Raw genomic sequence first — 25,866 nt, forward strand, 5'->3', positions numbered from 1 at the left:
AATTCACCACCTTATTGTTTAATTAAATCAAAATCCGGATTACTCGGACGGTACGAAGTTCTTCTTGAATGCGTTGATTGCATCTTTCATCACTTCATCAGACGGAAGGTCTTTTGTCGTACGGATATGATCGAACACTTCAGTGTGATTTGACTCGAGCCAGCTTGTGATTTCAGCTTCGAAACGAAGGATATCTTTTACAGCGATGTCGTCTAGAAGTCCGCGTGTCAACGCATAAAGGACGACAACTTGATATTCAACTTTCAATGGCTTGTTCAAGTCTTGTTTCAATATTTCAACTGTGCGCGCTCCGCGGTCAAGCTTGGCTTTCGTCGCTGAATCAAGGGATGATCCGAATGCTGCGAACGCTTCAAGCTCACGGTATGCGGCAAGGTCAAGACGGAGTGTACCCGCAACCTTCTTCATCGCTTTGATTTGCGCGGAACCACCAACACGAGATACGGATAGACCGGCGTTGATCGCTGGACGTACACCCGAGAAGAATAGATCCGACTGCAAGAAGATTTGTCCATCAGTGATGGAGATTACGTTCGTCGGAATGTAAGCGGAGATGTCCCCAGCTTGTGTTTCAACGAATGGAAGTGCAGTGATTGAACCTGCGCCTAATGTATCGTTCAACTTCGCTGCACGCTCGAGTAGACGGCTGTGCAAGTAGAATACGTCACCAGGGTAAGCTTCACGGCCTGGAGGACGGCGAAGTAGCAAGGAAAGTTCACGGTAAGCAGCCGCTTGTTTAGATAGGTCATCGTAGACCACAAGGACGTGCTTGCCTTGGAACATGAATTCTTCCGCCATCGTTACACCAGTGTATGGTGCTAGGAATAGCAATGGAGCCGGTTGTGAAGCGGATGCTGTTACTACGATTGTGTAGTCAAGCGCTCCGTTTTTACGGAGTGTTTCAACAACCCCACGAACTGTGGATTCCTTTTGTCCGATAGCGACATAGATACAAATCATATCTTGGTCAGCTTGGTTCAGAATTGTATCGATTGCGACAGTCGTTTTACCTGTTTGACGGTCACCGATGATCAATTCACGCTGTCCGCGGCCGATCGGCACGAGTGCATCGATCGCCTTGATGCCTGTCTGCAATGGCTCATGAACGGATTTACGTGCCATGACGCCTTGCGCAGGACTTTCGATTGGACGGGTTTTCGTTGTTGCGATCGGGCCCAATCCATCTACCGGCAAGCCGATTGGGTTCACGACGCGTCCAATCAATTCCTCACCGACAGGAACTTCCATAATACGGCCAGTCCGACGTACTTCATCGCCTTCTTTAATATCTGTGTATGGTCCGAGGATAACGATACCTACGTTGTTCGCTTCCAAGTTTTGAGCCATACCCAAGACACCTGTGGAGAACTCAAGAAGCTCTCCGGCCATGACGTTGTCGAGGCCATGAGCAAGAGCGATACCGTCACCGATTTTGATAACCGTACCGACTTCGCTTACTTCCATCTCAGACTGATAGTTTTCAATCTGCTGCTTTATCAGCGTGCTGATTTCTTCAGCTTTGATGCTCATGTATGTCACCCCTCAATTTCAAATTAGGATCCGATCAATTTACGTTGCAGTTTGTCGAGCTTAGCGCTCAAGCTGCTGTCGTAAATCTGATTGCCGATTTGAAGGCGGACGCCCCCGATCAGGCTTGGATCGATGATATTTTCAATGCGTAAAGAATGTTTGCCGATCTTTTTTGCGAAAGTGGCCGAAAGGGCGTTTGTCTCTTGCTCCGTCAACGGGCGCGTCGAGTATACTTTCGCTTCTGCGATTCCTGCAGCATCATCTGCAAGCATCAGGAATTCTTCGAAGACATTTTGCGCTTCATCCATGCGCTTCGCATCGAGTAATACGTATAACGCATTCAATACGAGCGGATTTGCACCTTTGAAAATGCTGCCGATTATTTCCTTCTTCTTTGTTGATGATAATTTCGGAGAATCCAATAGCTCACTAAGGTCTTTATTGTCACGGAACGCCTTCTTCAATTCTCTCATTTCTTCCTGAATCGAACCGGTTTGTCCATGTTGTTGAGATAGTTCGAATAAGGCGAGCGCATAGCGTTTTGCTACGACGGAGTTGCTCATCGGCTTTCGCCTGCCTTCACAATCGTTTCTTCAATCAAAGCACGGTTGTCTTCCTCGGAGATTTCTTTGCCAAGTACTTTGGACGCCGCCATAATTGAAAGCGAAACGAATTCTTCGCGGAGGGCTGCAACTGCTTTTTCCTTCTCTGTCGCGATTTCAAGAGAAGCGGATTCTTTCATCCGGTTCACTTCTGCGCGCGCTGCTGTCATCAGTTCTTCACGTTGTGTTTCACCTTGCTTACGAGCATTTTCAACAATCGATTGTGCGTTTTCACGCGCCTCTTTCAAAAGGGCACGCTGCTCTTCCAAAAGTTTGTGTGATTCCAAGCGGCTTTTTTCAGCTGCTTCGATTTCGTTTGCGATCAATTCAGCACGTTGATCCATAATCCCCATAAGTGGGCCCCATGCGAACTTTTTAAGGAGTACCATGAGGACTGTGAAGAATAGTACTGTGACGATGATGTCGCCTAGATTCAAGCCATTCGGGTTATTCAATGATGACAAAAATCCTCCGCCGTTTGCGGACAATAGGATGAAGGTGTTTCCTAACACGATTGTTTCACTCCCTTCAAGAGCTCATGTCAATTTTCGTTATTATATAGAAAGAACGTCATTATTAATTTCAACTTCAAATTACCATTTCAAACGTCTGTTGATACATAAATGAATGGCGAAGGGCAGTTTGCCGCGTGCTTCGCCATTTTGAATTGGTTTTATTATTTGTTCATTACGATGAACGCGATAACTGTCGCGATGATCGGAAGGGCCTCAACTAACGCTACCCCGATGAACATTGTTGTTTGAAGCATACCGCGAGCTTCTGGTTGACGCGCGATGCCTTCAACTGTTTTTGAAACGATCAAACCGTTACCGATACCTGCTCCAAGTGCACCTAAACCTACTGCAAGTGCTGCTGCTAAAAGACCCATAGTGTATTTTCCTCCTAATAGTTAAATAAATTTTATGATGGTTATTATATATGCTTAATGATCCGTTTGGACTTTATGCGCCATGTAGACCATCGTTAACATAACGAAGATGAATGCTTGGATCGCTCCGATGAAGACTGAGAAGCCTAACCAAGCGAGTGACGGGATCAATGCTCCGATAAGACCGAATGCACTGCCAGCCCCAAGTGTCGCAAGAAGTCCGATGAGGATCTCTCCCGCGAAAATGTTACCGTAAAGACGAAGACCGAGTGTCAACGTGTTTGCAAATTCTTCGATGATCTTAAGTGGTGCCAAGAATGGCATCGGTTGAAGATACGTTTTGAAGTATCCTTTCGCTCCGAGTTGCTTAACGCCATAATAATGGGTTAACACAACTACCATCGCAGCGAGCGTCATCGTAATGACAGGATCCGCTGTCGGTGATTTCCACCAAAGCTCACCTTTCCATTGGACTGCAGCCGGAAGACCGAGCATGTTTGCAACGAAGACGAACATGATTAAGGTGATTCCGAGTACGTGGAAGCGTCCACCTGTTTTCCAGTCCATATTGTTCTTAATGATCCCTTTGACGAAATCCATGATCCATTCCATGAAGTTCTGCATGCCTGTCGGTTTGATTTGCAAATTGCGCGTCGAAAGGACGGCAATAAGGAAAACGACTAGACATGTGACAAAGAGCATGAGGATGTTTGACGGGTTAAAGTGTAATCCGAGGATGTCAAAATCCGGATTTCCATGGTTCACGTTTCGTTCACCTCCCTTATGCGTGTCAGTTTAGAAATGCTTTACGTGGACTACGATTCTGTCTACAAGCAATAGAACGTGTGGAATCATCAGTCCGACCACTGTACCAATCAGATCGAATTTCTGCGGGCTAGACAACGCAATGGCTGCCGCAGCTACTCCGGATCCGAATCGCAATGCGGTTCCAATTGACTTTGTTTCTTTCCCCTTCGAAATGTTCTGATCAAATCTTTCCATTCTACGGACAAGAATCCAGAAATTATACAGTCCGAACAAGGAACCCAAGATTAATCCACCGAAAAACGGTCTGAAGTCACTAAAAGCCCATCCGATGACAAACAGTGCGAGCAAAAAGAAGAGAGCAATTTTCTGCCTATTAAAGATCTGTCGCAATGTATGCATGATGGGTGATTCTCCTGATTCGTATTTTCCGGGTCTGGCGATTTCGAGATGAGGCGAGTGTACAACGGGAGTGCCAAACGGTTTGATCCGTTTCCCTTAGTAGGGTTTGTACTGATAGAGACTCCGAAAAAGGTCGGAACCTGTAGTAATTTGTGAATTGCCGTAAGCAACTGACCACCAGGAGGCGTTGCCATTAAGCACGCTCGTGGAGCCCCTCGTGGAACGGCGCCAATAACGATGATAGAATCGCCTTGAAGCTTGCCATCGAGGCGTTTATCATATGTATGGTTCCCTATCATTCTTACCCTTTGTTAGCATACAATAGGGGCATTTTGATGTCAATTGATTCCCGTGAAATTCTTCACAAAGTCTTCACGTTGTCAAATAATAGACATATTTGCACAATCAATTATGTCATAATGAAGAAATGAGGGATTTCCCTCAGTTTGACCCGATGAAAAAATCCCTCATTAGCTTGATTTCACGTGCTTTAGCAATAAACGTGCATGCATTGTTCAATATGCACAAACGCGTTGGCGCATATCAGTTCGTTAAGGAAAGATATTCCTTTAAAGCGCTGACGATCCGTTCGGATGCATGGCCATCTCCATATGGGTTGGAAGCTTTGGCCATGGCGTTGTATTCCGCTTCGTCTGACAACAGCGTGTCTGTCAAGTTGAAGATTGTGTCTTCGTCGGTTCCGGCAAGTTTCAGCGTGCCCGCTTCAATGCCTTCCGGACGTTCGGTCGTATCACGAAGGACGATGACCGGTTTGCCGAGCGACGGCGCTTCTTCCTGGATGCCGCCTGAATCGGTAAGGATGATGTGCGAGCGCGCCGCGAAGTTGTGGAAATCGACGACTTCAAGAGGTTCGATCAGATGAACCCGCTTGTTCGAGCCAAGGATTTCGTCCGCCACTTCGCGCACGGCCGGATTCATATGCACCGGATAGATGACTTGCGTGTCCGGATGCTTTTCCAGGATCCGTACGATGGCACGGAACATATTGCGCATCGGCTCCCCCAAGTTTTCGCGTCGATGCGCGGTAAGGAGGATGAGCCGGTCTTCCCCGATTTGGTCAAGGATCGGATGGTTATAATCGTCCCGAACCGTCGTCTGAAGTGCGTCAATCGCCGTGTTCCCCGTAATGTAGATCCGGTCTTCCTGTTTACCTTCATTTAATAGGTTCTGCGCAGATTTTTCGGTCGGCGAGAAATGAAGGTCGGCTAGGACGCCTGTCAGCTGGCGGTTCATCTCCTCCGGGTACGGGGAGAACTTATCCCATGTACGGAGTCCCGCCTCGACGTGGCCGACTGCAATCTTATTGTAAAACGCGGCAAGGCCGCCGATGAACGTCGTGGATGTGTCGCCATGAACGAGCACGATGTCAGGCTGCGCCTCTTTCATAATTTGGTCGAGCCCTTCAAGTCCGCGGGTCGCGACGTCGATGAGCGTCTGCCTGTCTTTCATAATGTTCAAATCAAAGTCTGGTGTGATGTTGAATGCATGCAAAACCTGGTCGAGCATTTGACGATGCTGCGCTGTCACCGTGACAATCGATTCGATCTCCTCCGGATGCTTTTGCAGTTCGAGTACGAGCGGCGCCATTTTAATCGCTTCCGGCCGTGTACCGAATATCGTCATCACTTTCCATTTCCGTTTCAATCAATTCACGCCTTCCCCATTATTTCGTTCTTATTTGATCGCGTACTTATTTTGTCCCGAATAGGCGGTCTCCCGCGTCACCGAGTCCTGGAACGATATATCCTTTTTCATTCAGTTTTTCGTCCATTGCGGCAATGTATACGTCGATGTCAGGATGTGCTTCCGTGAACACTTTTACGCCTTCAGGAGCTGCAATCAAGCACATGAAGCGGATGTTTTTCGCACCGCGTTTTTTTAATGAATTCACTGCCTCTACCGCCGTGCCGCCTGTTGCAAGCATCGGGTCGATGAGGATAAATTCACGCTCCGACACGTCGGAAGGAAGCTTTACAAAATACTCAACCGGCTGCAGTGTTTCCGGATCGCGGAACAAGCCGATATGTCCGACTTTCGCTGCCGGAATCAATTTCAAAATGCCATCGACCATGCCGATGCCTGCACGCAGAATAGGGACGATACCCAGTTTCTTGCCTGCCAATACGTTTGATTTTGCTGTCCGGACCGGTGTTTCCACTTCCACTTCCGTCAGCGGAAGGTCGCGGGTGATCTCATACGCCATCAATGTCGCCACTTCGTCGACGAGCTCGCGGAACTCCTTCGTTCCCGTGTTCACGTCACGGATATGAGTCAATTTATGCTGGATCAGCGGGTGATCGAATACATGTACTTTTGCCATTGCTAATCGCTCCTTTTCGGAATGTCCTGTACATTATAACAGAAACGTCTCGGTTTACACATTGGGAATGCGGATATTGTCGGTTATGCGTGGAATTTGTGAGTTATGCGGATTTGCAGCGGTTTATGTGTGGGAATTCTGATTTATGCGTGAGTGGCGGTATTTATGAGCGCGGGTAGGCTTGACGGTGTTGAATTCCGCCTTTCGCGCTGAATGCTTTTGACAAATCAAGTGAACTGCGGGCATGACTTCTTGAGCGTGGGAGTGGACTTGTTGAGCGCGAATTCGATTTCTTGAGCGCGGGAGTGGACTTGTTGAGCGCGAATTCGATTTCTTGAGCGCGGGAGTGGACTTGTTGAGCGCGAATTCGATTCCTTGAGCGCGGGAGTGGACTTGTTGAGCGCGGATTCGATTTCTTGAGCGCGGAAGTGGACTACTGGATTATGCAGGCACCGGCCTTACAAAAGGTGAATAGCTGGATGCGGGATGATTCTTTGCAAGGCCAGGCACCTTGACGCGATTCCAAAAATAATTATTTAATGTAGAACGAGCTGCTACGTTGTCCCATCATTGTTAGGTGGGATTTTTTAAGTAACCTTTTTGCAATGGATCGATCTTCGATTTGGGAAAATGCGCGGAATTGACGATTATTTATTTTATTGTCAATTAGATAGAACCAATCGTCTAATAGGGGGAGATGACAATCTGTTGCGCTATATGAGCACTGCGTACATTGCCATTTCCTCAGATTCCACTTCATTCCATTACGGTTACAACTTGGACAAATGACACCCCGTATTATTTCCTCAGGGGCAATTTGCATGGTTTTTGTTAGGGGGAATGGGTTATATTCCTGATGCTCATTTTTCATCTCGATTGCAATCTTTCTGATTTGATTTTTGCTTACTAATTCTTTTTCGATTGGGTTATTGAATAGTTTTATCGGAAGTTCATGCGTAAAGGCTATTTCAGTTGCAGTTTCCTCTTCAATATATAATTCATTCGTGTATGCAAGCCCAATCATTCCTATGATCGGGATGACAACTCCTCGTTCTTTAAGCCATCCATCTAGGAATATCTTTTTCCGTTCCAGTTCAATGATTGGACTTTGAAGGACTTTTCGGACTCCATTATTGTCTTGGATGAATTGGGTAGGATTTGCCTTGACGGTAATTTTTCCTCCGAGATTTTTTATTTCAAATAGCACTATACCAGCGGGCATGATAAGTATAGAGTCCATTTGGAAGTAGATCCCATTATGCTTTAGGCACACATCATGTAAAAAGCCATGCGGATAGGATGGGCGAAATTCATTTATATGTTTGTCAAAATTCATCTCCCCACCGAATCCCGCTTTCCGTTTTCTTAAGTCTTCTTCAAAACTATTAAAGTTTTTGTTGTTTCTGTCCAATCGATTGATAAGCGACTGCAAACCCAGTAACGACAGTGGTTCACTCCGTTTTTTATATATCATTTTATCACCTCGACGACATTGTATCAGGTCAGTTAAATATTCCCAAACGGGCGGAAATTCGATTTTATGGCGTTTTAGGGGTTTAAAATTAGATTATAGGCAAAATCCGTTGTTTAAAAATGAGATTTCAATTATTAAAGTTTTTTCCGATTTATTGTATTGACTTATTCGGGTAGTTTTGTTAAGTAGATGTTTTGTATTGAACTTGAAGGCTGGTTTCTTGAGCGCGGGAGCGAACTTCTTAAGCGCGAATCCGATTGCTTGAGCGTAGGAGCGGATTTCTTGAGCGCGGGTGCACAAATCTTGAGCGCGGATCCGGTTTCTTGAGCGCGGAAACACAAATCTTGAGCGCGGATACGGTTTCTTGAGCGCGGAAGCACAAATCTTGAGCGCGGATCCGATTTCTTGAGCGCGGGAGCGAACTTCTTAAGCGCGAATCCGATTGCTTGAGCGCGGGAGCGGATTTCTTGAGCGCGGGTGCACAAATCTTGAGCGCGGATTCGGTTTCTTGAGCGCGGAAACACAAACCTTGAGCGCGGAGCGGATTTCTTGAGCGCGGAAACACATATCTTGAGCGCGGATTCGGTTTCTTGAGCGCAGGAGGCAGATTCTTGAGCGCGCCCCCTAATTTAGAATTCAAAAAATCCCCACTCTCGCGCAGAGAGCGGGGACCTCATCAATTACTCAATTATGCATACAGCGGGAACTTATCTGTCAACGCTTTGACGCGCTCGGCCGCTTCTTTTTTCACCGCTTCGTCTTCGTGGTTTTTCAAAAGGTGAGCGATGATGGAGCCGATTTCCTTCATCTCTTCCTCTTTGAAGCCGCGAGTTGTGACGGCTGGAGTTCCGATACGGATGCCGGATGTGACGAATGGGCTTTCCGTGTCGAATGGAATTGTGTTTTTATTGACAGTGATGCCGACTTCATCCAAAACGTGTTCAGCGATTTTGCCTGTGATGTTGAGTGATTTCAAGTTTACGAGCAACAAGTGGTTGTCCGTTCCGCCTGATACGATGTCGACGCCTTCTGCCATCAAGGATTCCGCAAGGGCTGCAGCATTTTTCTTCACTTGCTGGATATGCGATTTAAACTCAGGCTTTTGGGCTTCGCCGAATGCAACCGCTTTTGCAGCGATGACGTGCATCAATGGCCCGCCTTGGATGCCAGGGAAGATCGTTTTGTCGATTTTCTTTCCGAATTCTTCAGCGAATTCCTCGTTGACGAGAATCAATCCGCCGCGTGGGCCCCGCAATGTTTTATGCGTCGTTGATGTGACGAAGTGCGCGTACGGCACCGGGTTCGGATGCTCGCCAACTGCGACGAGGCCCGCGATATGCGCCATGTCTACCATCAAGTATGCACCGACTTCATCGGCGATTTCACGGAATTTCGCGAAGTCGATTTCGCGTGGGTATGCGCTTGCGCCTGCAACGATCAGCTTCGGCTTGTGCTCAAGTGCTTTTTGACGGACGTCTTCGTAATCGATGCGCTCGTCCTCTTTGCTGACGCCGTATTCGACGAAATTGTAAAGCTTACCGGAGAAGTTCACCGGGCTGCCGTGCGTCAAGTGTCCGCCGTGGGAAAGGTTCATGCCGAGGACGGTGTCGCCCGGCTCAAGAATTGTGAAATAGACAGCCATGTTCGCCTGCGCACCGGAGTGGGCTTGGACGTTTGCATAGCCTGCGCCGAAGATTTCTTTCACACGGTCGCGCGCGATGTTTTCAACGACGTCGACGTGCTCGCAGCCGCCGTAGTAGCGTTTGCCAGGATAGCCTTCAGCGTATTTGTTCGTCAAATAAGAGCCTTGCGCTTCCATGACCGCTTCCGTCACAAAGTTTTCGGATGCGATCAATTCGATATTGGCGTTCTGGCGGTTCTTTTCCGCCATGATCGCTTCGTAGACAGCTGTATCTTCACGTTTCACATTGCTTAAATCCATGATTCCATTTCCCCTTTTCTAAGTTAATTTTATCTGCAGATGCATCATTCTTCCACAGGAAGTTTGTAGATCGCCCGCTCGCCGCCGATCAATTTCGGACGGGTTGTCGCCACGGTGACGACTGCATCCCCGATCTTGTCGATGGACGTGCGGAGTGGAACGGCGACCGGCTTCAAATGCATGCCGATGAGCGTCTGGCCGATGTCGATCCCTGCGTTCGCACGGATGGACTCGACGACGACAGCGTCCTCTAAATGCTCGAACGCATATGTGGACATCGATCCGCCCGCATGCACCGCCGGAATGACGGATACGGAGTCGAGATTCGCTTTGTCCGCGGCTTTGCGTTCGATTGTCAAGGCGCGGTTAATATGTTCGCAGCCTTGGAATGCCAACGATAGGTCATGCTTCTTCGCGAATGCCTGCAGCGGTCCGAACAAGGCTTCGGCGACTTCAAGCGCACCGCCTGTACCGATCCGTTTGCCGGCGATTTCGGATGTCGAGCAGCCGACGACGAAGAATGTGCCGGGCGTAAAAGTTGTCTGCTCTTCCATTTCCGATAGAAGCTGTTCAAGCTGAAGCTTCCATAAATTCAATACATCATCCATTGGCTTGCTCACCTCACTTAATTTTCAAGCTCTGATAATTTGGCGACGCGGCGCTCGTGGCGGCCGCCTTCGAATGAAGTGTCCAGCCATGCCGTCGCCACTTCCCTTGCAAGGCCCGGTCCGATGACGCGTTCGCCCATGGCAAGGATATTCGAGTCGTTATGCCCTCTCGTCGCCTTCGCGCTGAAGACGTCGTGGACGAGTGCACAACGGATACCTTTCACTTTGTTCGCAGCGATCGACATGCCGATCCCTGTTCCGCAAATGAGGATGCCCCGGTCGAACTTCCCGCTTGCGACGCCGTCCGCTACCGGTTTGGCGAAATCCGGATAATCGACCGATTCATCGGAGTCCGGACCGAAGTCCTCATAATCCAATCCGAGTTCCGATAATAAGTCCATGATTTCATGGCGCAGACGGTTGCCGCCATGATCCGAAGAGATTGCGATTTTCATTGCGTCCCCTCTTTTCTTAATTTACTCACAAGTCATTTTACCATTGTTCCATAAAAAAACACAGCCCCGGTTGTCTATTTCGGGCTGTGAAATGAATAGCTTCTTCTCATGAACGATCGAATTGGCTGATGACTTTATAGAGGTCTTCGGATTGTTTCTTCAATTGGATTGCCATGATGTCGGTCTGCTCAATCGATTTAACTTGCTCTTCCGTGGCGGCGCGCACTTCTTCCGCGCCAGCCGACGTCTGTTCCGCAATTGCCGCGACTTCCTGCGATTGCAAGGCGGTCGTTTCGATATTGGATAGCTGGTTTTCGACGAGCTCCGAAATTTTGACGACGGATTCGGCCATTCCGTTCACTTTTGATGCCATCGCTTCGACGTTTCCGCTCGTTGCATCGGCTCGGTTCGCTTCGTTTGCTGCCGTACTCACTTGCTTTTCCATTTCCTTCACGACTTTTGAGACGTCTGACTGGATCATTTTCACGAGTTCGTCGATGCTATGCACCGCTTTCGCACTTCCATCCGCCAACACACGGACTTCCTCTGCGACGACCGCGAAGCCTTTTCCATGCTCTCCTGCACGCGCCGCTTCAATGGATGCGTTCAGTGCAAGCAGATTCGTCTGGCCTGCGATGCTGCCGACGAGCTGGACAATATCACCGATCTTCTGTGCATTTTGGTCAAGTTCGCGGATCGTGCCGAGCGACCGCTCGCTTTGATTGGACATGTCCCGGATCCCTTTGACGAGCGCCCGGAACACTTCCGTCGTACGCCCGAGTTCCGCTATCATCTCTTTCGACTGTAAGGATGATTCTTCCGCACGGCTGCTCACTTCAGCGGCAAGCTTCCGGACATCCTCGATCGCCTCCGCCGTTTCCCGAATTGCGACTGCAGAAGCTTCCGCCCCCGAGGAAATCTCCAGTATCGTCGAAGCGACCGAGTCCGCTTGTAACGCTGCACTACTTGTCTCAACCGATAACCGGTCGACCGTCTGTGCCGTTTTCTCGAAATTCGTCTCGATTTCCGTGACAATCGTCCGCAAATTGACGACGAGCTGCTGGAACGCTTCCGCAACGGAGCGGATTTCGTCTGACGACTTCGGCAATGTTATATCTGTGCCGATCTTGCCGTCCGCCACTTCGATCGCCGCCTTCTCCAAGTTCTGCAGCGGCTTCGTCAAAATCGTGCTGAACAATGCCGCCAAAATGCCCGACCAAATTATCCCCATTGCATATGTACTGATTTCAAATACAAACGGTTGGACATCCGGAAAGAACTCCGGCCGGATATAATTGATGAATAAAGCGCTGGTCGAATACGTGATGACTGCAAGCACCGTTACAAATAAAACCATCTTTTTGCGCAAACCGAACTTCTTCATTCCCCATCCTCCGTCAGCTTCAACTTCAATCGCTCGATCAGCTTGTCCAATTCATTGAATGTCGTGCGGTAAGTGGCAAGGCTGCCGCCGTACGGATCATGCACATCCCCGAATTCCCCGGGCGTAGCGTACTCTTTCAACGTAAACGTCTTCTTAGCGGCTTCCGGGAATGAATGCAGCAGCAGCCCCTTATGTGACATCGTCATCGTCAGCACGAGATCCGCCCATTCCAGATCTTCCGCGTTGACTGCGTTGGACACATCCGTGTATGGCATGTCCGCTTCTTCTATAAGCGTCTTTGCGTTCGTTGCAATCGGCAACCCATCAACCGCACTTACCCCCGCCGACCGGACCGTGACGCCCTTTATCCCCTTCGAACGGAGAATCGCCTCCGCCATCGGACTCCTGCATGTATTCCCTGTGCAAATAAAATAAATATTCATTCATAATCACCTACCTTTAGAATACCTGATATCCAATAGGAAAGAAATAGATATTTTCATCAAAAACATGACAATATCCCCATGGTTAATAAAGCCAACCCGGCAATGATGCGAAGCAGTTTGCCGTTTTTAATGCTTAAGAATCTCCCGAAATAAAGTGCCAAGCACGAGAAAATAAACGAAAGGAATCCGGATGCCAAGATGAACAATACTTTATTCAAATGGAGCATACCGAAAGAAACGCTGATCGAAAAAGTGTCCAAGCTGACGGCAAGCGCAATGATGCCCGGGTGGAGCTGCCGTTTCAGCATGCTGTTATCATCGTCGTGCAGAAGCATATGGATGCCGATCAACGCAAGCAGGACGCCCGATAGCAGATGACTCCACACCGAAAACAGCTCGGCGGACCAATCCCCCATGACGAAGCCCGCGAACGGCAGCAAAACATTCAGGAACGTTATCCACAGAGCGAGGACGAGCCTTCCTTTCCGCAACTGTAATAACGATAACACGACGATGACATCGATTGTCGTAACGCTTGCAGCGAATATTTCCAACAATGAATTGACCTCCCAACTTCCGCATCCATCCATCTTATGCGCACGTTTAGGAGGTCATTCATGTCCAATTATCCGTTTTTTATAGAGCCTAGCCTAAGAAAAAGATTATCCGCAATGCATTATCCATCGAACCGTTTTCCATCCGCCGCTTTCAGGAGGCGATTCATGACAGCTTGGCCGACTCCTTCATAATCCGTTTCCGCCGCAAGGATAAGATCGGCATCCGTCAAATCACATTGACGGAGCGCTCCGTATAGATTCACCGCCATTGCCTCATTGTGATGGAGCGGACCTACCGCGAAATACCAATCCGCTACCGTGATGTCGAATTCGTCGGGCCCTATGACCGCAACCCGCTTCCCTTCGGCTTGAAGCTGCTTGACCGCTTCACGGATCGCCGTTTCGTTCCGTCGGATGACGAACAGCGGCGACTCCGGGGCGTAATGCATGTATTTCATGCCAGGTGCACGCGGCGCTTCCTCATCGGCTGCGCCCGGCGACTTGCCTTCAGCGCGGACAGGACCGATCACTTCCTCGATCATTTCGCGCGTCACGCCGCCCGGCCGCAGAATTTCCGGTGGACTCGCGGTCATGTCGAGCACGGTCGATTCGACGCCGACACCTGTGCGGCCGCCGTCGATGATGAGCGGAATCCGTCCATCAAGATCGGTCAGTACATGCGCAGCTTCCGTCGGGCTCGGTTTTCCGCTGCGATTCGCGCTCGGTGCTGCAAGCGGACCGTCAAACGTGCGGAGAAGCTTCAGCGCCACGGGATGATCGGGCATCCGCAACCCGACCGTATCGAAGCCCGGTGTGACATTTTCCGCAATGACACCGGGCTTCTTATGGAAGACTAGCGTCAGCGGACCCGGCCAAAATGCATCCATCAGCTTGCCTGCGTTTTCCAGCACATCCGCCGCATAGTTATCCACATCTTCTTTATTGCCAATATGTACGATGAGCGGGTTGTCGGATGGGCGCCCCTTCGCTTCGAAGATCCGCTGCACGGCAACCGCATCCGTCGCAAGCGCTCCGAGGCCATACACCGTTTCGGTCGGGAACGCGACAACGCCTCCATCTTTCAAAATATCCACAGCCCGTTGATAACTAACCGAGTTATCCATATCGTTATCCACTGAAACAATTTCAGTTTCCAAGGTTTAAACCCCCATTTATACACAGTTTCATCCACTTATCCACAATTGTCGGTGGATAACTTTATTCAAACAACGACTTTATCCACTCCCAAATGAAGAAAGTGACCTTCTCATCGTCTGATTCTTCCACATCTTTGTCAGGAAAACAGACTCTCGGGAATAAAGAACACCACCAATTATCCCCTCGCCCGCTGCCGATCGTTAAAATATACGCGTCATACGGCGCTTGCGGTGTAATGACCAAACCGGAACGCTTCGGCGGGAACAAGGCTGCTGTCCGTTCGAAGCTTACATCCTGCCCATTCGCCATCGATTGCGCGGCCTGTAGAACGGTCGCTTCAATCGCCTTCAAATTATCCACAATCTCGGATTTCGACTTTGCTTGCGAAATCGCTTGATTGATCATCGGCTCGATGACAAGCCGGATTTCTTCTTTCAACTTCTGGTCTGCAGGCGCATTCGAGTGCGCAAGGATCCGGAATCTGATCTCTTCTTCCTGTTCAGCCTGTCCCGTAAATAACAGCAACGCGGATTGGATGAGGAACAGCACGAGAATGAACTCGACTGCCGCCATCACACGCTCCATCCGCTTATTTGGTTTTAGATTCATAATTTCATAGTCTTGCAACATATCGATCCCCTCCTGACCACATTGTCGCCAGGGTTACGGGGTTTTATTCACCAATCTCGCAAAATATCATTCGATCTTTTCCGTTCACATCTTTTACGATAGAAACCCGCGCTTCCGGAAACGCCTTCTGGAACAATTCGCTCACTTGCGGTCCCTGAAGATAACCGATCTCGACACCGATGAGCGATCGGCTTTCCATAAGCGGCGGCAATTGTTGAGCAAGCTTCTTATAGAAGAAAAGCCCGTCATCATCCGCGAAAAGTGCATTATGCGGTTCGAAATCGAGGACGGTCTTCGACATCTGCGGCGATTCTTCCATTGCGATATACGGCGGGTTCGATAGGACGACATCCCATTTCTCCATTTTTATCGGATCCGTCAGATTGCCGAGCCTGAAATCGATGTCAGTTTCGTTTCGTTTGGCATTCCGCTTCGCAACCTCGAGCGCCGCTTCACTGATGTCCGTCGCTGTGACAACTGCTTCGGGCCGTTCTTTTTTGTAGGCAATCGCGATCGCGCCGCTCCCTGTACCGATATCCGCCACGCGGCATTTTCCAGGGATCCTGCGGCTCCGTTCAAGTGCGCCGAGGACAAGCTCCTCTGTTTCAGGGCGCGGGATAAGCACATGTTCATTCACTTCGAACGACAGTCCGTAAAACTGTTCCGTGCCGATAATATGCTGGACGGGCTTGCCCGTAAGCAGCTCCTCGGTTTTATTCCAGAAAGCGGTTTGCTGCTCGGGCGTGAGCGGTTCCCGTAAATCCGCCAGCAAGGTCGCGCCGGATTTTTGTGTCACATGCTCCATGAGCAGCTGCGCGGCATGCGCGTCCAAGTCAATTGAAGCGAGAAGGGATTTCGCTTTATTCAACGCCTCATGGATTTTTTCAGTCATTCTGATCCAAGCTTTCCAACCGTCTTGCCTGGTCCTCGACGTTGAGCGCGTCGATCACTTCATCGAGCTTCCCTTCGATGATCTGGTCGAGTTTTTGGATCGTCAGCCCGATCCGGTGATCCGTCACGCGGTTTTGCGGGAAGTTGTATGTGCGGATCCGTTCGGAGCGGTCGCCCGTCCCGACGGCGGATTTCCGCTTTTCGTCGTATTCGGCTTGCGCTTCCTGCATGAATTTATCGTAAATGCGGGCGCGCAGGACTTTCATCGCCTTCTCTTTATTTTTGATCTGCGATTTTTCATCCTGGCACGAGACGGTGATCCCCGTCGGCAAATGCGTCAGGCGGACGGCGGACATCGTCGTGTTGACGGATTGCCCGCCAGGTCCGGAAGATGCGAATGTGTCGGTGCGGATATCCTTATCATGGATGTCGATTTCGACTTCCTCCGCTTCCGGCAGAACCGCGACAGTGGCGGTCGACGTATGGATCCGGCCGCCCGACTCCGTTTCCGGTACACGCTGGACGCGATGCGCGCCGTTTTCATATTTCAGTTTGGAATACGCGCCATTCCCGTTGATCATAAAAATGATTTCCTTGAAGCCGCCAAGTTCCGTCGGCGAGGAATCCATCACTTCGACTTTCCAATGGTTCATTTCCGCGAACCGGCTGTACATTCTGTACAAGTTGCCCGCGAACAACGCCGCTTCGTCGCCGCCCGCCGCCCCGCGGATTTCCATGATGACGTTTTTGTCATCGTTCGGATCTTTCGGGACAAGCAATAGTTTCAGTCGCTTTTCGAGCGCTTCGATCTGATCATCGAGCTCATCGATCTCCATTTTGACGAGTTCTTTCATTTCATCGTCCAAATGCTCTTCCAGCATTTCCTTCGCATTGTCATACTGCTTTGTCGCGCTTTTATATTCGCGGTACGCATCGACCGTATCCTGTAAATCGGACTGCTCCTTCGAATACGTCCGCAGCTTGGTCATATCGCTCACAATATCCGGATCGCTCAGCAATTCATTCAAACGCTCATATCGATCCTCAACAGCTTGAAGCCTTTCAAACATAGTCATTGCACCTCTTCGTCCTCAGTCTTTTGTATGTTTATTGTACGGGAATAAGGCGCTGAAATACAGTGATTTCTTTGAGGGGGTGGTGTGTTTTGGACGCAGGGCGGCTTGTTTTGATGCGGGAGCCACTCCTTTGGACGTGGGAACAGCTTCTTTGAACGCGGAGCAACCTACTTTGGACGCGGAGCAACCTGCTTTGGACGCGGAAGCCACTCCTTTGGACGCGGAGCAACCTACTTTGGACGCGGAAGCCACTCCTTTGGACGCGGAAGCCACTCCTTTGGACGCGGGAGCCACTCCTTTGGACGCGGGAGCAGCTACTTTGGACGCGGAAGCCACTACTTTGGACGCGGGAGCCACTCCTTTGGACGCGGGAGCAGCTTCTTTGGACGCGGAAGCCACTCCTTTGGACGCGGATCTTGATTCTTCTTGAGCGCAGCATGCCGCTTCACTTAAAAACGTCTACATATTTTTCCGCAGTCGTGATTTCGATCGTTAAAGAATCCTTGCCATAAATGGCTTTGATAAGGAAAGGAGCGCTCGCAGTATTTCGGAATCTGAAGTCCAGGCCGCCGTAGGAGACAGTTGCATCTCTGCCTTTCGGGACGTAGCCGATATCTATTGAATGATGATGTCGTTCGATGTAGTTCACCGGAAGCTGGTCGACGGCGTTGAACAGGGTTGAGGATGTTTGGCAGATCCCCCCGCCGATACCCATGACGCGTTTTTTGTTGATGATCTCGGGGGCTGGCTGGTACCCGTTCGCTTCATCTCGTGGTCCGACGACGGTATTGAAGGAGAATTGATCTCCCTTGCCAACGATGATTTTGTTAATCGCAGCTGCGGAGAGTTCTATGTTTTTATTCCTGCCTGCGTCCGTCGGGTTGAAGTAGGTCGTATATGAAGCGATTGCAACTTCCTCCAAATGTGGGATGTCTTCGGAATCGTAGCCGCTCTCCAATATGTCGATCGGCAGTTCAATCGTACCCCCTGAAGCCGACGCTTCCATTATCCGCTCCACTAATACGCTTTCACGCAATAGGATTAGCGGGTTGCCTTTGACGAGATTTCCATGTTCGTCCAATCTGTCGAGCACCATACGTTGGTCGTATCCAGCTTTTCCATCGATTCCGCGCGCGAGCTCTTTTGCAAATTGTTCAATTTTCACTATGTACGCTGCGATGTCCATTTCATAGCCTAGATCGATTGGGGTTAATGTGTGGATCAGTTTATCGGACGTCGGGTCAATGATATTAATAACTGGGATCGGTACCGGTATGATTTCCGTTTGGGCAACCGGTTGTTTCGTCGATTCTGTTTGCTTTGGGGTTTCTAGTTGTTCTGTAGGTTTTGCTGCGGGTGTTTCTGCACTATCTGTATGTCGTTCGGTCGCCGACTGTTGTTGACAGCCGACCATTCCGATTGAGCATAAGAGAACAAGGAGAACAAGCCATTTTTTCATTTCATCCACCTCCTGTCTTACTAGTGTTGCCATTAGCCATAGTATTCAACGGAAGTGGATAGTGTGTTGGTATTATTCCTGGAATAAAAAAACAGCACGGAGCTTGTCCATGCTGTCTGTTCGGTATTAGTTAATTGCCACGTTGGCGGTAACGCCGTTTGGGACTTCGTGATGCATGCGGCATCTTGCTTCGTATGCTTCGGATGCCCCGACGAGGATGATCGGATCGTCGTAACCTGCGGGTTGTCCGTTGATGAGACGTTGTGTACGGCTTGCGGGCGATCCGCAGACGGTGCAGACGGCCTGCAGTTTTGTGACGTTTTCCGCCACAGCCATAAGCTGCGGCATCGGCCCGAATGGCTCGCCGCGGAAATCCTGGTCGAGTCCTGCGACGATAACGCGGAATCCGCGGTCCGCCAATTCCATGACGACGTCGACGATGCCTTCATCGAAAAATTGGGCTTCGTCAATGGCGATGATGTCGTAAGCATCTTTCACGAATTGTTCAATTTGAGTCGATTCGGCAACGGGCGTAGCGATAACTGTCGTTCCGTTATGGCTGACGACCGCTTCTTCACTATATCGATCATCGATTTCCGGCTTGAACACCGCGATTTTCTGTTTCGCGAATTGCGCGCGGCGTATACGTCTGATCAATTCCTCGGATTTTCCTGAAAACATGCTGCCACAAATCACTTCTATCCAGCCGCCTTGCATTGTTACGTACATATTGGTTCCCCTTTCAATAATCGCTCTATGTAAATGTGTGTTTTTTTCATTGTTGGAATGTCTATCATACATCAAAAAACCATGGAAAGGACGTCTTTTATTTCATGTCAGGATATGTTATGGAGGGATGTTTTGGACGCGGAACACGCCACTTTGGACGCAGTGTGCCTCATTCGTCGCGCCAAATTGATTTCGACAAATAAAGGGGTTAATTTAAAATGAATTCTATTTGTTTTATTCCCAAATTGAAAACCCGCCAAACAACGTTGGCGGGTTGGAAGGTTCTTATTCTTGTCCTTCTTCTTTGAAGCCGTACTTCTTGTTGAAGCGGTCGATACGTCCGTCCGCAGAAGCGAATTTTTGGCGTCCAGTGTAGAATGGGTGGCATTCCGAGCAAACTTCTACGCGGATTTCCTCTTTTACAGATCCTGTTTCGAATGTGTTACCACATGAACAAGTAACTTTTGCAAGTTTGTAGTTAGGATGAATTCCTGCTCTCATCGGTCTCTCTCCTCTCGCCCTGAACCATCTGGAACAGAGATTATTGTAGGGTGTTACATAAGACTGATGCCTTACACGGTCCGTATATGTCAACCGCATATGCAGCAGATGGTCATGAACCATACTCAAGAATTATAACAAATTGGACAGGTACATGCAACTATTTTATTTCGAATGTCACACTGCTATTTCACTTCATAATACCTGCTCGCAAACGCCGTTCTTCGTGACGGCGTTAACTATTTCATTTCAAATTTAAAGAAGACCTTTCCCATTGCGATGGGCTTTCATTTCTTCATTGAGCTTGTCGAAGAATTCCTCGTTCGATTTCGACTGGCGCAGTTTTTTCAGGAAGCGTTCTGCGAAGTCGTGAGCGTCGGAAAATGTTTTTCGGATTGCCCAAAGTTTTTCCAACTGGTCGCTCGGGAGGAGCAGTTCCTCTTTCCGAGTTCCGGAGCGGCGGATGTCGAGTGCAGGGAAAATCCTGCGTTCTGCGAGGCTGCGGTCGAGATGCAGCTCCATATTGCCTGTCCCTTTGAATTCCTCGTAGATGACTTCATCCATACGTGAGCCAGTGTCGATCAAAGCTGTCGCCAGAATCGTCAAGCTGCCGCCTTCTTCAAGGTTTCGCGCCGCACCGAAGAACCGCTTCGGACGGTGGAATGCAGCTGGATCAATACCACCCGACAGTGTACGGCCGCTTGGCGGGATGACAAGGTTATAGGCGCGAGCAAGTCTCGTGATGGAATCCATGAGAATGACAACGTCGCGTTTATGTTCAACTAAGCGCATCGCTCGCTCCAAGACGAGTTCAGCGACTTTGACGTGGTTTTCCGGTACTTCGTCGAATGTCGAGCTGACGACGTCGGCATTGACGGACCGTTCGATGTCCGTCACTTCCTCAGGACGCTCGTCGATAAGGAGGACTATCAGTTCCGCTTCGGGATGATTCGTCGTGATCGCATTGGCGATTTCCTTTAATAGCATTGTTTTACCCGCTTTCGGCGGCGCGACGATAAGTCCACGTTGACCGAATCCGACTGGCGACACCAGGTCCATGATGCGGGTCGACAGTTTCTGCGGTACTGTTTCGAGTTTAATATGACGGTCCGGGTAGAGCGGCGTGAGTCCCGGGAAGTGGACGCGTTCCCGTGCAACTTCCGGGTTTTCGCCGTTGACAGCTTCCACTTGCAAGAGGCCGTAGTAGCGTTCGTTCTCTTTCGGCGGGCGCACTTTCCCAGTCACCTTGTCCCCGTTCCGCAGATCGAATCGTCTGATTTGGGAGGCGGAGATGTAGATGTCTTCAGAGCTCGGCGAGTAATTGATTGGGCGGAGGAATCCGTATCCTTCCGATTGGATGATTTCGAGTACGCCTTCCATGAAGAAGAAACCTTCCTGTTCGGCACGTGTTTTCAGGATGGCGAAGATCAGTTCTTTTTTTGTCAGTTTGCTGTAATAGGAGATTTTGAATTCCTTTGCAAGCTCATATAACTCTTTCAGTGTCATATTTTCCAAGCTGGCGATTGTTAGAATTGACATAGTTTCGTAAGCTCCACTCTTTATTTGATTTTCGTTTGTTAGGGTTTGTTTTCAATAGGGTAGGTGAATCGGACAATAGAAGGATGCCCGGCGGATTGCCGGGCGATGAGGCTTGCTATTATTAATTCAAATAAAAATATAATTAGTCTTCCATCACTAAGTTCGGTTTTTTCTTCAAGCTGTGGCGTCCTTCTACGAAACGGATTGTTCCGGATTTGGAGCGCATGACGAGTGAGTGGGTTTCGCTGTAGCCGCCTTTGAATTGGACGCCGCGCAGCAGTTCGCCGTCTGTCACTCCGGTTGCAGCGAAGATGGCGTCATCGCCTTTTACAAGATCATCCATATAGAGGACTTTGGAGACGTCGATTCCCATTTTTTCACAGCGCAGGCGCTCTTCTTCATTTGAAGGGACGAGACGGCCTTGGATTTCCCCGCCGAGGCATTTGAGTCCGACTGCGGCGATGACGCCTTCAGGAGCTCCGCCGATACCGAACATAATATCTACGCCTGTGTCATCGAATGCTGTATTGATAGCGCCCGCCACGTCTCCATCGTCGATAAGTTTGATACGCGCGCCGGTTGCTCTGATTTCTTCAATTATTTTCGAATGGCGTTCACGGTTCAGGACAGTTGCCACAACTTCATCGATTGATTTGTTTTTCGCTTTAGCGACAGCATGCAGGTTATCCGTGACGGATGCGTCGATATTGATTTTGCCAACCGCTTCGGGTCCGACTGCGATTTTATTCATATACATGTCAGGTGCGTTGAGGAGGTTCCCTTTGTCCGCAATAGCGATGACCGCAAGTGCATTCCAGCCTCCTGATGCGACGATGTTCGTACCTTCCACCGGATCTACTGCAACGTCCACTTCCGGACCTTGGCCCGTTCCGAGCTCTTCTCCGATATAAAGCATCGGCGCTTCATCCATTTCGCCTTCGCCGATTACAACGACCCCTTGCATCGGGATCGTATCGAACACCGTACGCATCGCTTCCGTCGCGGCGTCATCCGCTTCGTTTTTCAAACCGCGCCCCATCCAGCGGGCAGCCGATACAGCCGCTGCCTCTGTTACACGTACTAATTCCATCGATAAACTGCGTTCCATTATGATTGTTCCTCCCGTTTAGCGCATTTCATTATATAGTCTCAAATAAACGCTATTCATTGTCTAGCTTCAGGCGCTAGACGGGTGCCTTAATTTCTGCAAAAACCGCAGAAATACGGCAAATCGAACCCTTCGCAGTTCGATTCACTGTAAGATTCGTTACTAGTATAGCATAGCAACGTTTCACATTAATCAGTGATAGTCGCTTTTTCAGGTACCGTCACTTTCCGGATATCCGCCCCAATGCCGCGGAGTTTCTCGATAAGATCGCTATAGCCACGTTCGATATGTTGGATTTCCTGGATCTCGGTTTCGCCGTCAGCGAGCAGTCCCGCGATGACGAGAGCCGCCCCTGCGCGTAGATCGGATGTACGGACGGTCGCTGCTTGTAGTGGAGTCGGCCCTGAAAGAATGACCGATTGCCCTTCCACTTTTCCGTCGGCATTCATCCGCCGCAGTTCGTCTATTTGCTTGAAACGTGCGGAATAGATTGTGTCCGAAATGACGGAAGATCCGTTCGCCTGCGTCAATAGTACGGAAAATGGCTGTTGAAGATCTGTCGGGAATCCAGGGTAGACGAGTGTCTTTACGTCCACCGCTAGCAGATTCTCCGATTTCGGAATGAAAATATGCTCTTCTCTCTCTTCAACTTTAACGCCCATCTCACGCAGTTTCGCGGTCAACGCTTCGACGTGGAAAGGGATGACGTTATCGATCGTAACGCCATCTCCGACTGCAGCCGCCATGATCATGAACGTGCCTGCCTCGATCCTGTCCGGAATGATCGTATGTTTCGTTCCGTGCAGTTTCTCGACGCCTTCGATGCGGATGACATTCGTTCCCGCACCTTTGATGTTGGCGCCCATATTCGAAAGCAATGTGGCGACATCGATGATTTCGGGTTCTTTCGCCGCGTTTTCGATAATCGTCCGCCCTTTGGCACGGACCGCCGCAAGCATGATGTTGATCGTCGCGCCGACAGAAACGACGTCCAGATAGATTTTCGCGCCGCGCAGTTCATCGGCCCGCAAATAGATGGCGCCGTGTTCGTTCGTCACTTTTGCGCCCAATGCTTCAAAGCCCTTGATATGCTGGTCGATCGGACGGGGACCCAGATGGCAGCCCCCCGGGAGTCCAATTGCGGCATGCTTGAACCGGCCGAGCATGGCGCCCATCATATAATAAGAAGCTCTCAGCTTTTTCACTTTACCATTCGGAAGCGGCATGGCGATCATTTCCGAAGGATCGATCGTCATTTTTCCATCTTCGAATTCCACTTTCCCGCCAATGTCTTCAAGGAGTGCTTGGAGGGTGAGGACGTCAGAGATTTCCGGAAGTCCGTCGATCGTGACAGGTGAATCCGCCAAAATTGATGCCGGGATCAATGCGACTGCACTATTTTTCGCTCCACTTACTTTTATCGTTCCACGTAGAGGGTTGCCGCCTCTGATTTTATAAACGTCCATTTCAGTCTCCTTTAGGCGTTTCACTTGTTCTTTCTTGATTCCCAATCTTCGAGGAATTGCTGGATGCCTTTGTCGGTTAACGGATGGTTGAATAATTGCTTGAGCACGTTGAATGGCGTCGTCGAGATATGCGCTCCTGCAAGCGCCGCGTCTGTAATATGCTGCGGGCTGCGGATGGACGCTGCGATGATTTGCGTATCCATGTCATGGATTGTGAAAATGTCCGCGATTGTGCTGATCAGTTGGATTCCTTCTTGACCGATATCATCAAGTCTGCCGAGGAATGGGGAAACATATGTGGCTCCAGCGCGTGCAGCAAGCAATGCTTGGTTGGCACTGAAAATGAGGGTCACGTTTGTTTTGATGCCTTCTTGAGCGAATACGGAGCACGCTTTCAGACCTTCCGGCGTCATTGGTAGCTTCACCGTGATGTTCGGCGCGATTTTCGCAAGCTCGCGTCCTTCTTCGATCATTCCTTCCGCGTCGAGTGCGATGACTTCAGCGCTGACGGAGCCGGGTACGAGTGATGTGATTTCGCGCAGGCGGTCGTGGAATGAAATATTTTCTTTCGCAACTAAAGATGGATTTGTTGTTACGCCGGAGATGATCCCCCAGCTATGTGCTTCTTTGATTTCTTCGAAGTTTGCCGTATCGATGAAAAATTTCATGTGTATAGTTCCTCCTCTTATGAATGGAAAAGAAGGAGAATGCATCTTGGTTTTCGATGCTTCTCCTATTTGTATGTCAGATAACACAGTTGATTTCCGTTCCGGGCGGACGCTTTCCGGGGGGCGGGCGGTGAGTCTCCTCGGTCGCTGCGCTCCACTGCGGGGTCTCACCTGTCCCGCTTATCCCCCAGGAGTCGCCGCCCTTCACTTCAATCAACAAAATATAACATTCCCTCTTATTTTAGGGTTTTTTTATTATTAAGCTTTTCCTGAGCTGCCGAATTCGCGCATTTTGCTGATGACTGATTTTTTGATTGCATCGCGCATCGGTGCCAAGTATTTACGTGGATCGTAGACGTCCGGGTCTGCGTTCAATGTTTCGCGGACCGCTTTTGTGCCTTCGATCTGGTTTTCAGTGTTGACGTTGATTTTCGCAGTTCCTAGTGAGATGGCGCGTTGGATATCCTTTGTCGGGATGCCTGTTCCGCCATGGAGGACAAGTGGAAGGTCCGATTGGCTTGAGATTTCTTCCATTTCCTTGAATCCTAGGTTCGGTTCGCCTTTGTAAGGGCCGTGAACCGATCCGAGGGCCGGCGCCAAGCAGTCGATGTCCGTGTTGTCGACAAGCTCCTTGCATTCTGCCGGGTCTGCGTAGATGACTCCATCAGCGATGACGTCGTCTTCCTGCCCGCCGACTACGCCGAGTTCAGCTTCAACGGATATGCCTTTTGCATGGGCATATTCCACAACTTCCTTCGTAATTTCAATGTTTTCTGCAAGAGGTTTGGAAGATGCGTCGATCATGACGGATGTGAAGCCCGCGTCGATCGCCTCTTTGCATTTTTCGAAACTGGATCCGTGGTCCAGATGGATAGCGACAGGTACGGTGATGTTGTAATCATGCATCAACCCTTTTACCATGTTGACGACTGTTGTAAACCCGCCCATATAGCGTGCTGCACCTTCGGAAACGCCGAGTATCACCGGTGACTTCTCTTCTTGCGCCGCTTGCAGGATCGCTTGTGTGTATTCAAGGTTGTTCAAGTTGAACTGCCCGATTGCATATCCTTCTTTTTTTCCTTTGATCATCATTTCTTTCATTGAAACAAGTGCCATTGCATTAGCCTCCTCGGATCGTCGAGATGAATTTATTGTTTGAATCGATATTTACCTCTTTTATCATAACAAAAACAGACAGTATTTACTACTGTCTGGGTTGTGGCTGCGG

28 protein-coding genes are annotated in these 25,866 nt (G+C 49.6%); 1 reads left to right on the forward strand and 27 read right to left on the reverse strand.

Going from position 1 to position 25,866, the window contains the following annotated elements:
• Positions 1-39: 39 nt before the first annotated feature.
• The 19 genes from atpA to prfA all read right to left on the reverse strand — a co-directional run bounded on the left by atpA (position 40) and on the right by prfA (position 17,162).
• Positions 40-1,548 (reverse strand): F0F1 ATP synthase subunit alpha, encoded by a 1,509-nt coding sequence (gene atpA / locus M3191_RS01830; protein WP_251697746.1) that lies wholly within the window; start codon positions 1,546-1,548, stop codon positions 40-42.
• Between the two features lie 23 nt (positions 1,549-1,571).
• A complete protein-coding gene (locus M3191_RS01835; RefSeq protein ID WP_251697747.1) occupies positions 1,572-2,111 on the reverse strand; it encodes a F0F1 ATP synthase subunit delta in 540 nt (179 codons plus the stop codon).
• Positions 2,108-2,638, reverse strand: coding sequence for a F0F1 ATP synthase subunit B (atpF, locus tag M3191_RS01840; RefSeq protein ID WP_251698064.1), 531 nt, complete (start codon positions 2,636-2,638; stop codon positions 2,108-2,110). Before atpF ends, M3191_RS01835 begins: the two co-directional genes overlap by 4 nt.
• Positions 2,639-2,826: 188 nt before the next feature.
• Positions 2,827-3,039: a F0F1 ATP synthase subunit C gene (gene atpE, locus M3191_RS01845; protein ID WP_060209511.1), complete on the reverse strand. Its 213-nt coding sequence runs from the start codon at positions 3,037-3,039 to the stop codon at positions 2,827-2,829.
• Between the two features lie 54 nt (positions 3,040-3,093).
• The gene (gene atpB / locus M3191_RS01850) at positions 3,094-3,804 is read right to left on the reverse strand and encodes a F0F1 ATP synthase subunit A (RefSeq protein WP_251697748.1); all 711 of its coding nucleotides are present in this window, start codon (positions 3,802-3,804) and stop codon (positions 3,094-3,096) included.
• 30 nt (positions 3,805-3,834) lie between these two features.
• On the reverse strand, positions 3,835-4,206 hold the full coding sequence (locus M3191_RS01855) for an ATP synthase subunit I (protein ID WP_251697749.1): 372 nt from the start codon (positions 4,204-4,206) through the stop codon (positions 3,835-3,837).
• A gap of 543 nt (positions 4,207-4,749) precedes the next feature.
• Positions 4,750-5,850 (reverse strand): non-hydrolyzing UDP-N-acetylglucosamine 2-epimerase, encoded by a 1,101-nt coding sequence (gene wecB / locus M3191_RS01860; RefSeq protein WP_435368131.1) that lies wholly within the window; start codon positions 5,848-5,850, stop codon positions 4,750-4,752.
• A gap of 67 nt (positions 5,851-5,917) precedes the next feature.
• Entirely contained in the window at positions 5,918-6,547 is a 630-nt protein-coding gene (gene upp, locus M3191_RS01865; protein ID WP_251626273.1) for a uracil phosphoribosyltransferase, read from the reverse strand.
• A gap of 532 nt (positions 6,548-7,079) precedes the next feature.
• The gene (locus M3191_RS01870) at positions 7,080-8,021 is read right to left on the reverse strand and encodes a nuclease-related domain-containing protein (RefSeq protein ID WP_251697751.1); all 942 of its coding nucleotides are present in this window, start codon (positions 8,019-8,021) and stop codon (positions 7,080-7,082) included.
• 688 nt (positions 8,022-8,709) lie between these two features.
• The gene (gene glyA, locus M3191_RS01875) at positions 8,710-9,963 is read right to left on the reverse strand and encodes a serine hydroxymethyltransferase (RefSeq protein WP_251697752.1); all 1,254 of its coding nucleotides are present in this window, start codon (positions 9,961-9,963) and stop codon (positions 8,710-8,712) included.
• A gap of 44 nt (positions 9,964-10,007) precedes the next feature.
• Positions 10,008-10,571, reverse strand: coding sequence for a TIGR01440 family protein (locus tag M3191_RS01880; protein WP_251697753.1), 564 nt, complete (start codon positions 10,569-10,571; stop codon positions 10,008-10,010).
• A gap of 17 nt (positions 10,572-10,588) precedes the next feature.
• A complete protein-coding gene (gene rpiB / locus M3191_RS01885) occupies positions 10,589-11,026 on the reverse strand; it encodes a ribose 5-phosphate isomerase B (RefSeq protein WP_251697754.1) in 438 nt (145 codons plus the stop codon).
• Between the two features lie 106 nt (positions 11,027-11,132).
• On the reverse strand, positions 11,133-12,410 hold the full coding sequence (locus M3191_RS01890; protein WP_251697755.1) for a methyl-accepting chemotaxis protein: 1,278 nt from the start codon (positions 12,408-12,410) through the stop codon (positions 11,133-11,135).
• Positions 12,407-12,853, reverse strand: a complete 447-nt coding sequence (locus M3191_RS01895) for a low molecular weight protein arginine phosphatase (RefSeq protein ID WP_251697756.1) — start codon at positions 12,851-12,853, stop codon at positions 12,407-12,409. Before M3191_RS01895 ends, M3191_RS01890 begins: the two co-directional genes overlap by 4 nt.
• A gap of 59 nt (positions 12,854-12,912) precedes the next feature.
• Positions 12,913-13,413 (reverse strand): manganese efflux pump MntP, encoded by a 501-nt coding sequence (locus M3191_RS01900; RefSeq protein WP_251697757.1) that lies wholly within the window; start codon positions 13,411-13,413, stop codon positions 12,913-12,915.
• A 119-nt stretch (positions 13,414-13,532) separates the two neighbouring features.
• Positions 13,533-14,570, reverse strand: a complete 1,038-nt coding sequence (locus M3191_RS01905; RefSeq protein ID WP_251697758.1) for an L-threonylcarbamoyladenylate synthase — start codon at positions 14,568-14,570, stop codon at positions 13,533-13,535.
• Positions 14,571-14,631: 61 nt separating this feature from the next.
• Positions 14,632-15,201: a stage II sporulation protein R gene (locus tag M3191_RS01910; protein WP_251697759.1), complete on the reverse strand. Its 570-nt coding sequence runs from the start codon at positions 15,199-15,201 to the stop codon at positions 14,632-14,634.
• Between the two features lie 43 nt (positions 15,202-15,244).
• Positions 15,245-16,093, reverse strand: coding sequence for a peptide chain release factor N(5)-glutamine methyltransferase (gene prmC, locus M3191_RS01915; RefSeq protein ID WP_251697760.1), 849 nt, complete (start codon positions 16,091-16,093; stop codon positions 15,245-15,247).
• Positions 16,086-17,162, reverse strand: a complete 1,077-nt coding sequence (gene prfA / locus M3191_RS01920) for a peptide chain release factor 1 (RefSeq protein WP_251697761.1) — start codon at positions 17,160-17,162, stop codon at positions 16,086-16,088. The genes prmC and prfA overlap by 8 nt, the downstream gene beginning before the upstream one ends.
• 136 nt (positions 17,163-17,298) lie before the next feature.
• Between prfA and M3191_RS01925 the strand changes: the two genes are divergently transcribed.
• Positions 17,299-17,598, forward strand: coding sequence for a hypothetical protein (locus M3191_RS01925; protein WP_251697762.1), 300 nt, complete (start codon positions 17,299-17,301; stop codon positions 17,596-17,598).
• A 15-nt stretch (positions 17,599-17,613) separates the two neighbouring features.
• On the opposite strand, the gene M3191_RS01930 is transcribed toward M3191_RS01925, so the two are convergent.
• The 8 genes from M3191_RS01930 to M3191_RS01965 all read right to left on the reverse strand — a co-directional run bounded on the left by M3191_RS01930 (position 17,614) and on the right by M3191_RS01965 (position 25,754).
• A complete protein-coding gene (locus M3191_RS01930) occupies positions 17,614-18,627 on the reverse strand; it encodes a VanW family protein (RefSeq protein ID WP_251697763.1) in 1,014 nt (337 codons plus the stop codon).
• Between the two features lie 126 nt (positions 18,628-18,753).
• Positions 18,754-19,356, reverse strand: coding sequence for a thymidine kinase (locus M3191_RS01935; protein WP_251697764.1), 603 nt, complete (start codon positions 19,354-19,356; stop codon positions 18,754-18,756).
• Positions 19,357-19,641: 285 nt separating this feature from the next.
• Complete coding sequence (gene rpmE, locus M3191_RS01940) at positions 19,642-19,857, reverse strand: 50S ribosomal protein L31 (protein WP_251693521.1); 216 nt, start codon at positions 19,855-19,857, stop codon at positions 19,642-19,644.
• A gap of 255 nt (positions 19,858-20,112) precedes the next feature.
• Positions 20,113-21,396, reverse strand: coding sequence for a transcription termination factor Rho (gene rho, locus M3191_RS01945; RefSeq protein WP_251693520.1), 1,284 nt, complete (start codon positions 21,394-21,396; stop codon positions 20,113-20,115).
• 142 nt (positions 21,397-21,538) lie between these two features.
• Positions 21,539-22,504 carry a class II fructose-bisphosphatase gene (glpX, locus tag M3191_RS01950; RefSeq protein ID WP_251693519.1) on the reverse strand — a complete coding sequence of 322 codons (966 nt, stop codon included), beginning with the start codon at positions 22,502-22,504 and terminating at the stop codon, positions 21,539-21,541.
• A 188-nt stretch (positions 22,505-22,692) separates the two neighbouring features.
• A complete protein-coding gene (locus tag M3191_RS01955) occupies positions 22,693-23,970 on the reverse strand; it encodes a UDP-N-acetylglucosamine 1-carboxyvinyltransferase (protein ID WP_251697765.1) in 1,278 nt (425 codons plus the stop codon).
• Between the two features lie 20 nt (positions 23,971-23,990).
• Positions 23,991-24,638, reverse strand: a complete 648-nt coding sequence (fsa, locus tag M3191_RS01960; RefSeq protein ID WP_251693517.1) for a fructose-6-phosphate aldolase — start codon at positions 24,636-24,638, stop codon at positions 23,991-23,993.
• Between the two features lie 258 nt (positions 24,639-24,896).
• Positions 24,897-25,754: a class II fructose-bisphosphate aldolase gene (locus M3191_RS01965; protein WP_251697766.1), complete on the reverse strand. Its 858-nt coding sequence runs from the start codon at positions 25,752-25,754 to the stop codon at positions 24,897-24,899.
• Positions 25,755-25,866 lie beyond the last annotated feature (112 nt).

The organism is Sporosarcina luteola, assembly GCF_023715535.1.
Lineage (GTDB): Bacteria > Bacillota > Bacilli > Bacillales_A > Planococcaceae > Sporosarcina > Sporosarcina luteola_B.

What these genes read in the sequence shown, in the direction of transcription:
- atpA (WP_251697746.1), bottom strand. Translation starts at nt 1,548, where the DNA reads ATGAGCATCAAAGCTGAAGAAATCAGCACGCTGATAAAGCAGCAGATT.
- M3191_RS01835 (WP_251697747.1), bottom strand. Translation starts at nt 2,111, where the DNA reads ATGAGCAACTCCGTCGTAGCAAAACGCTATGCGCTCGCCTTATTCGAA.
- atpE (WP_060209511.1), bottom strand. Translation starts at nt 3,039, where the DNA reads ATGGGTCTTTTAGCAGCAGCACTTGCAGTAGGTTTAGGTGCACTTGGA.
- M3191_RS01855 (WP_251697749.1), bottom strand. Translation starts at nt 4,206, where the DNA reads ATGCATACATTGCGACAGATCTTTAATAGGCAGAAAATTGCTCTCTTC.
- wecB (WP_435368131.1), bottom strand. Translation starts at nt 5,850, where the DNA reads ATGACGATATTCGGTACACGGCCGGAAGCGATTAAAATGGCGCCGCTC.
- upp (WP_251626273.1), bottom strand. Translation starts at nt 6,547, where the DNA reads ATGGCAAAAGTACATGTATTCGATCACCCGCTGATCCAGCATAAATTG.
- M3191_RS01870 (WP_251697751.1), bottom strand. Translation starts at nt 8,021, where the DNA reads ATGATATATAAAAAACGGAGTGAACCACTGTCGTTACTGGGTTTGCAG.
- glyA (WP_251697752.1), bottom strand. Translation starts at nt 9,963, where the DNA reads ATGGATTTAAGCAATGTGAAACGTGAAGATACAGCTGTCTACGAAGCG.
- M3191_RS01880 (WP_251697753.1), bottom strand. Translation starts at nt 10,571, where the DNA reads ATGGATGATGTATTGAATTTATGGAAGCTTCAGCTTGAACAGCTTCTA.
- rpiB (WP_251697754.1), bottom strand. Translation starts at nt 11,026, where the DNA reads ATGAAAATCGCAATCTCTTCGGATCATGGCGGCAACCGTCTGCGCCAT.
- M3191_RS01890 (WP_251697755.1), bottom strand. Translation starts at nt 12,410, where the DNA reads ATGAAGAAGTTCGGTTTGCGCAAAAAGATGGTTTTATTTGTAACGGTG.
- M3191_RS01895 (WP_251697756.1), bottom strand. Translation starts at nt 12,853, where the DNA reads ATGAATATTTATTTTATTTGCACAGGGAATACATGCAGGAGTCCGATG.
- M3191_RS01910 (WP_251697759.1), bottom strand. Translation starts at nt 15,201, where the DNA reads ATGTTGCAAGACTATGAAATTATGAATCTAAAACCAAATAAGCGGATG.
- prmC (WP_251697760.1), bottom strand. Translation starts at nt 16,093, where the DNA reads ATGACTGAAAAAATCCATGAGGCGTTGAATAAAGCGAAATCCCTTCTC.
- prfA (WP_251697761.1), bottom strand. Translation starts at nt 17,162, where the DNA reads ATGTTTGAAAGGCTTCAAGCTGTTGAGGATCGATATGAGCGTTTGAAT.
- M3191_RS01930 (WP_251697763.1), bottom strand. Translation starts at nt 18,627, where the DNA reads ATGAAAAAATGGCTTGTTCTCCTTGTTCTCTTATGCTCAATCGGAATG.
- M3191_RS01935 (WP_251697764.1), bottom strand. Translation starts at nt 19,356, where the DNA reads ATGTACGTAACAATGCAAGGCGGCTGGATAGAAGTGATTTGTGGCAGC.
- rpmE (WP_251693521.1), bottom strand. Translation starts at nt 19,857, where the DNA reads ATGAGAGCAGGAATTCATCCTAACTACAAACTTGCAAAAGTTACTTGT.
- rho (WP_251693520.1), bottom strand. Translation starts at nt 21,396, where the DNA reads ATGTCAATTCTAACAATCGCCAGCTTGGAAAATATGACACTGAAAGAG.
- glpX (WP_251693519.1), bottom strand. Translation starts at nt 22,504, where the DNA reads ATGGAACGCAGTTTATCGATGGAATTAGTACGTGTAACAGAGGCAGCG.
- M3191_RS01955 (WP_251697765.1), bottom strand. Translation starts at nt 23,970, where the DNA reads ATGGACGTTTATAAAATCAGAGGCGGCAACCCTCTACGTGGAACGATA.
- fsa (WP_251693517.1), bottom strand. Translation starts at nt 24,638, where the DNA reads ATGAAATTTTTCATCGATACGGCAAACTTCGAAGAAATCAAAGAAGCA.
- M3191_RS01965 (WP_251697766.1), bottom strand. Translation starts at nt 25,754, where the DNA reads ATGGCACTTGTTTCAATGAAAGAAATGATGATCAAAGGAAAAAAAGAA.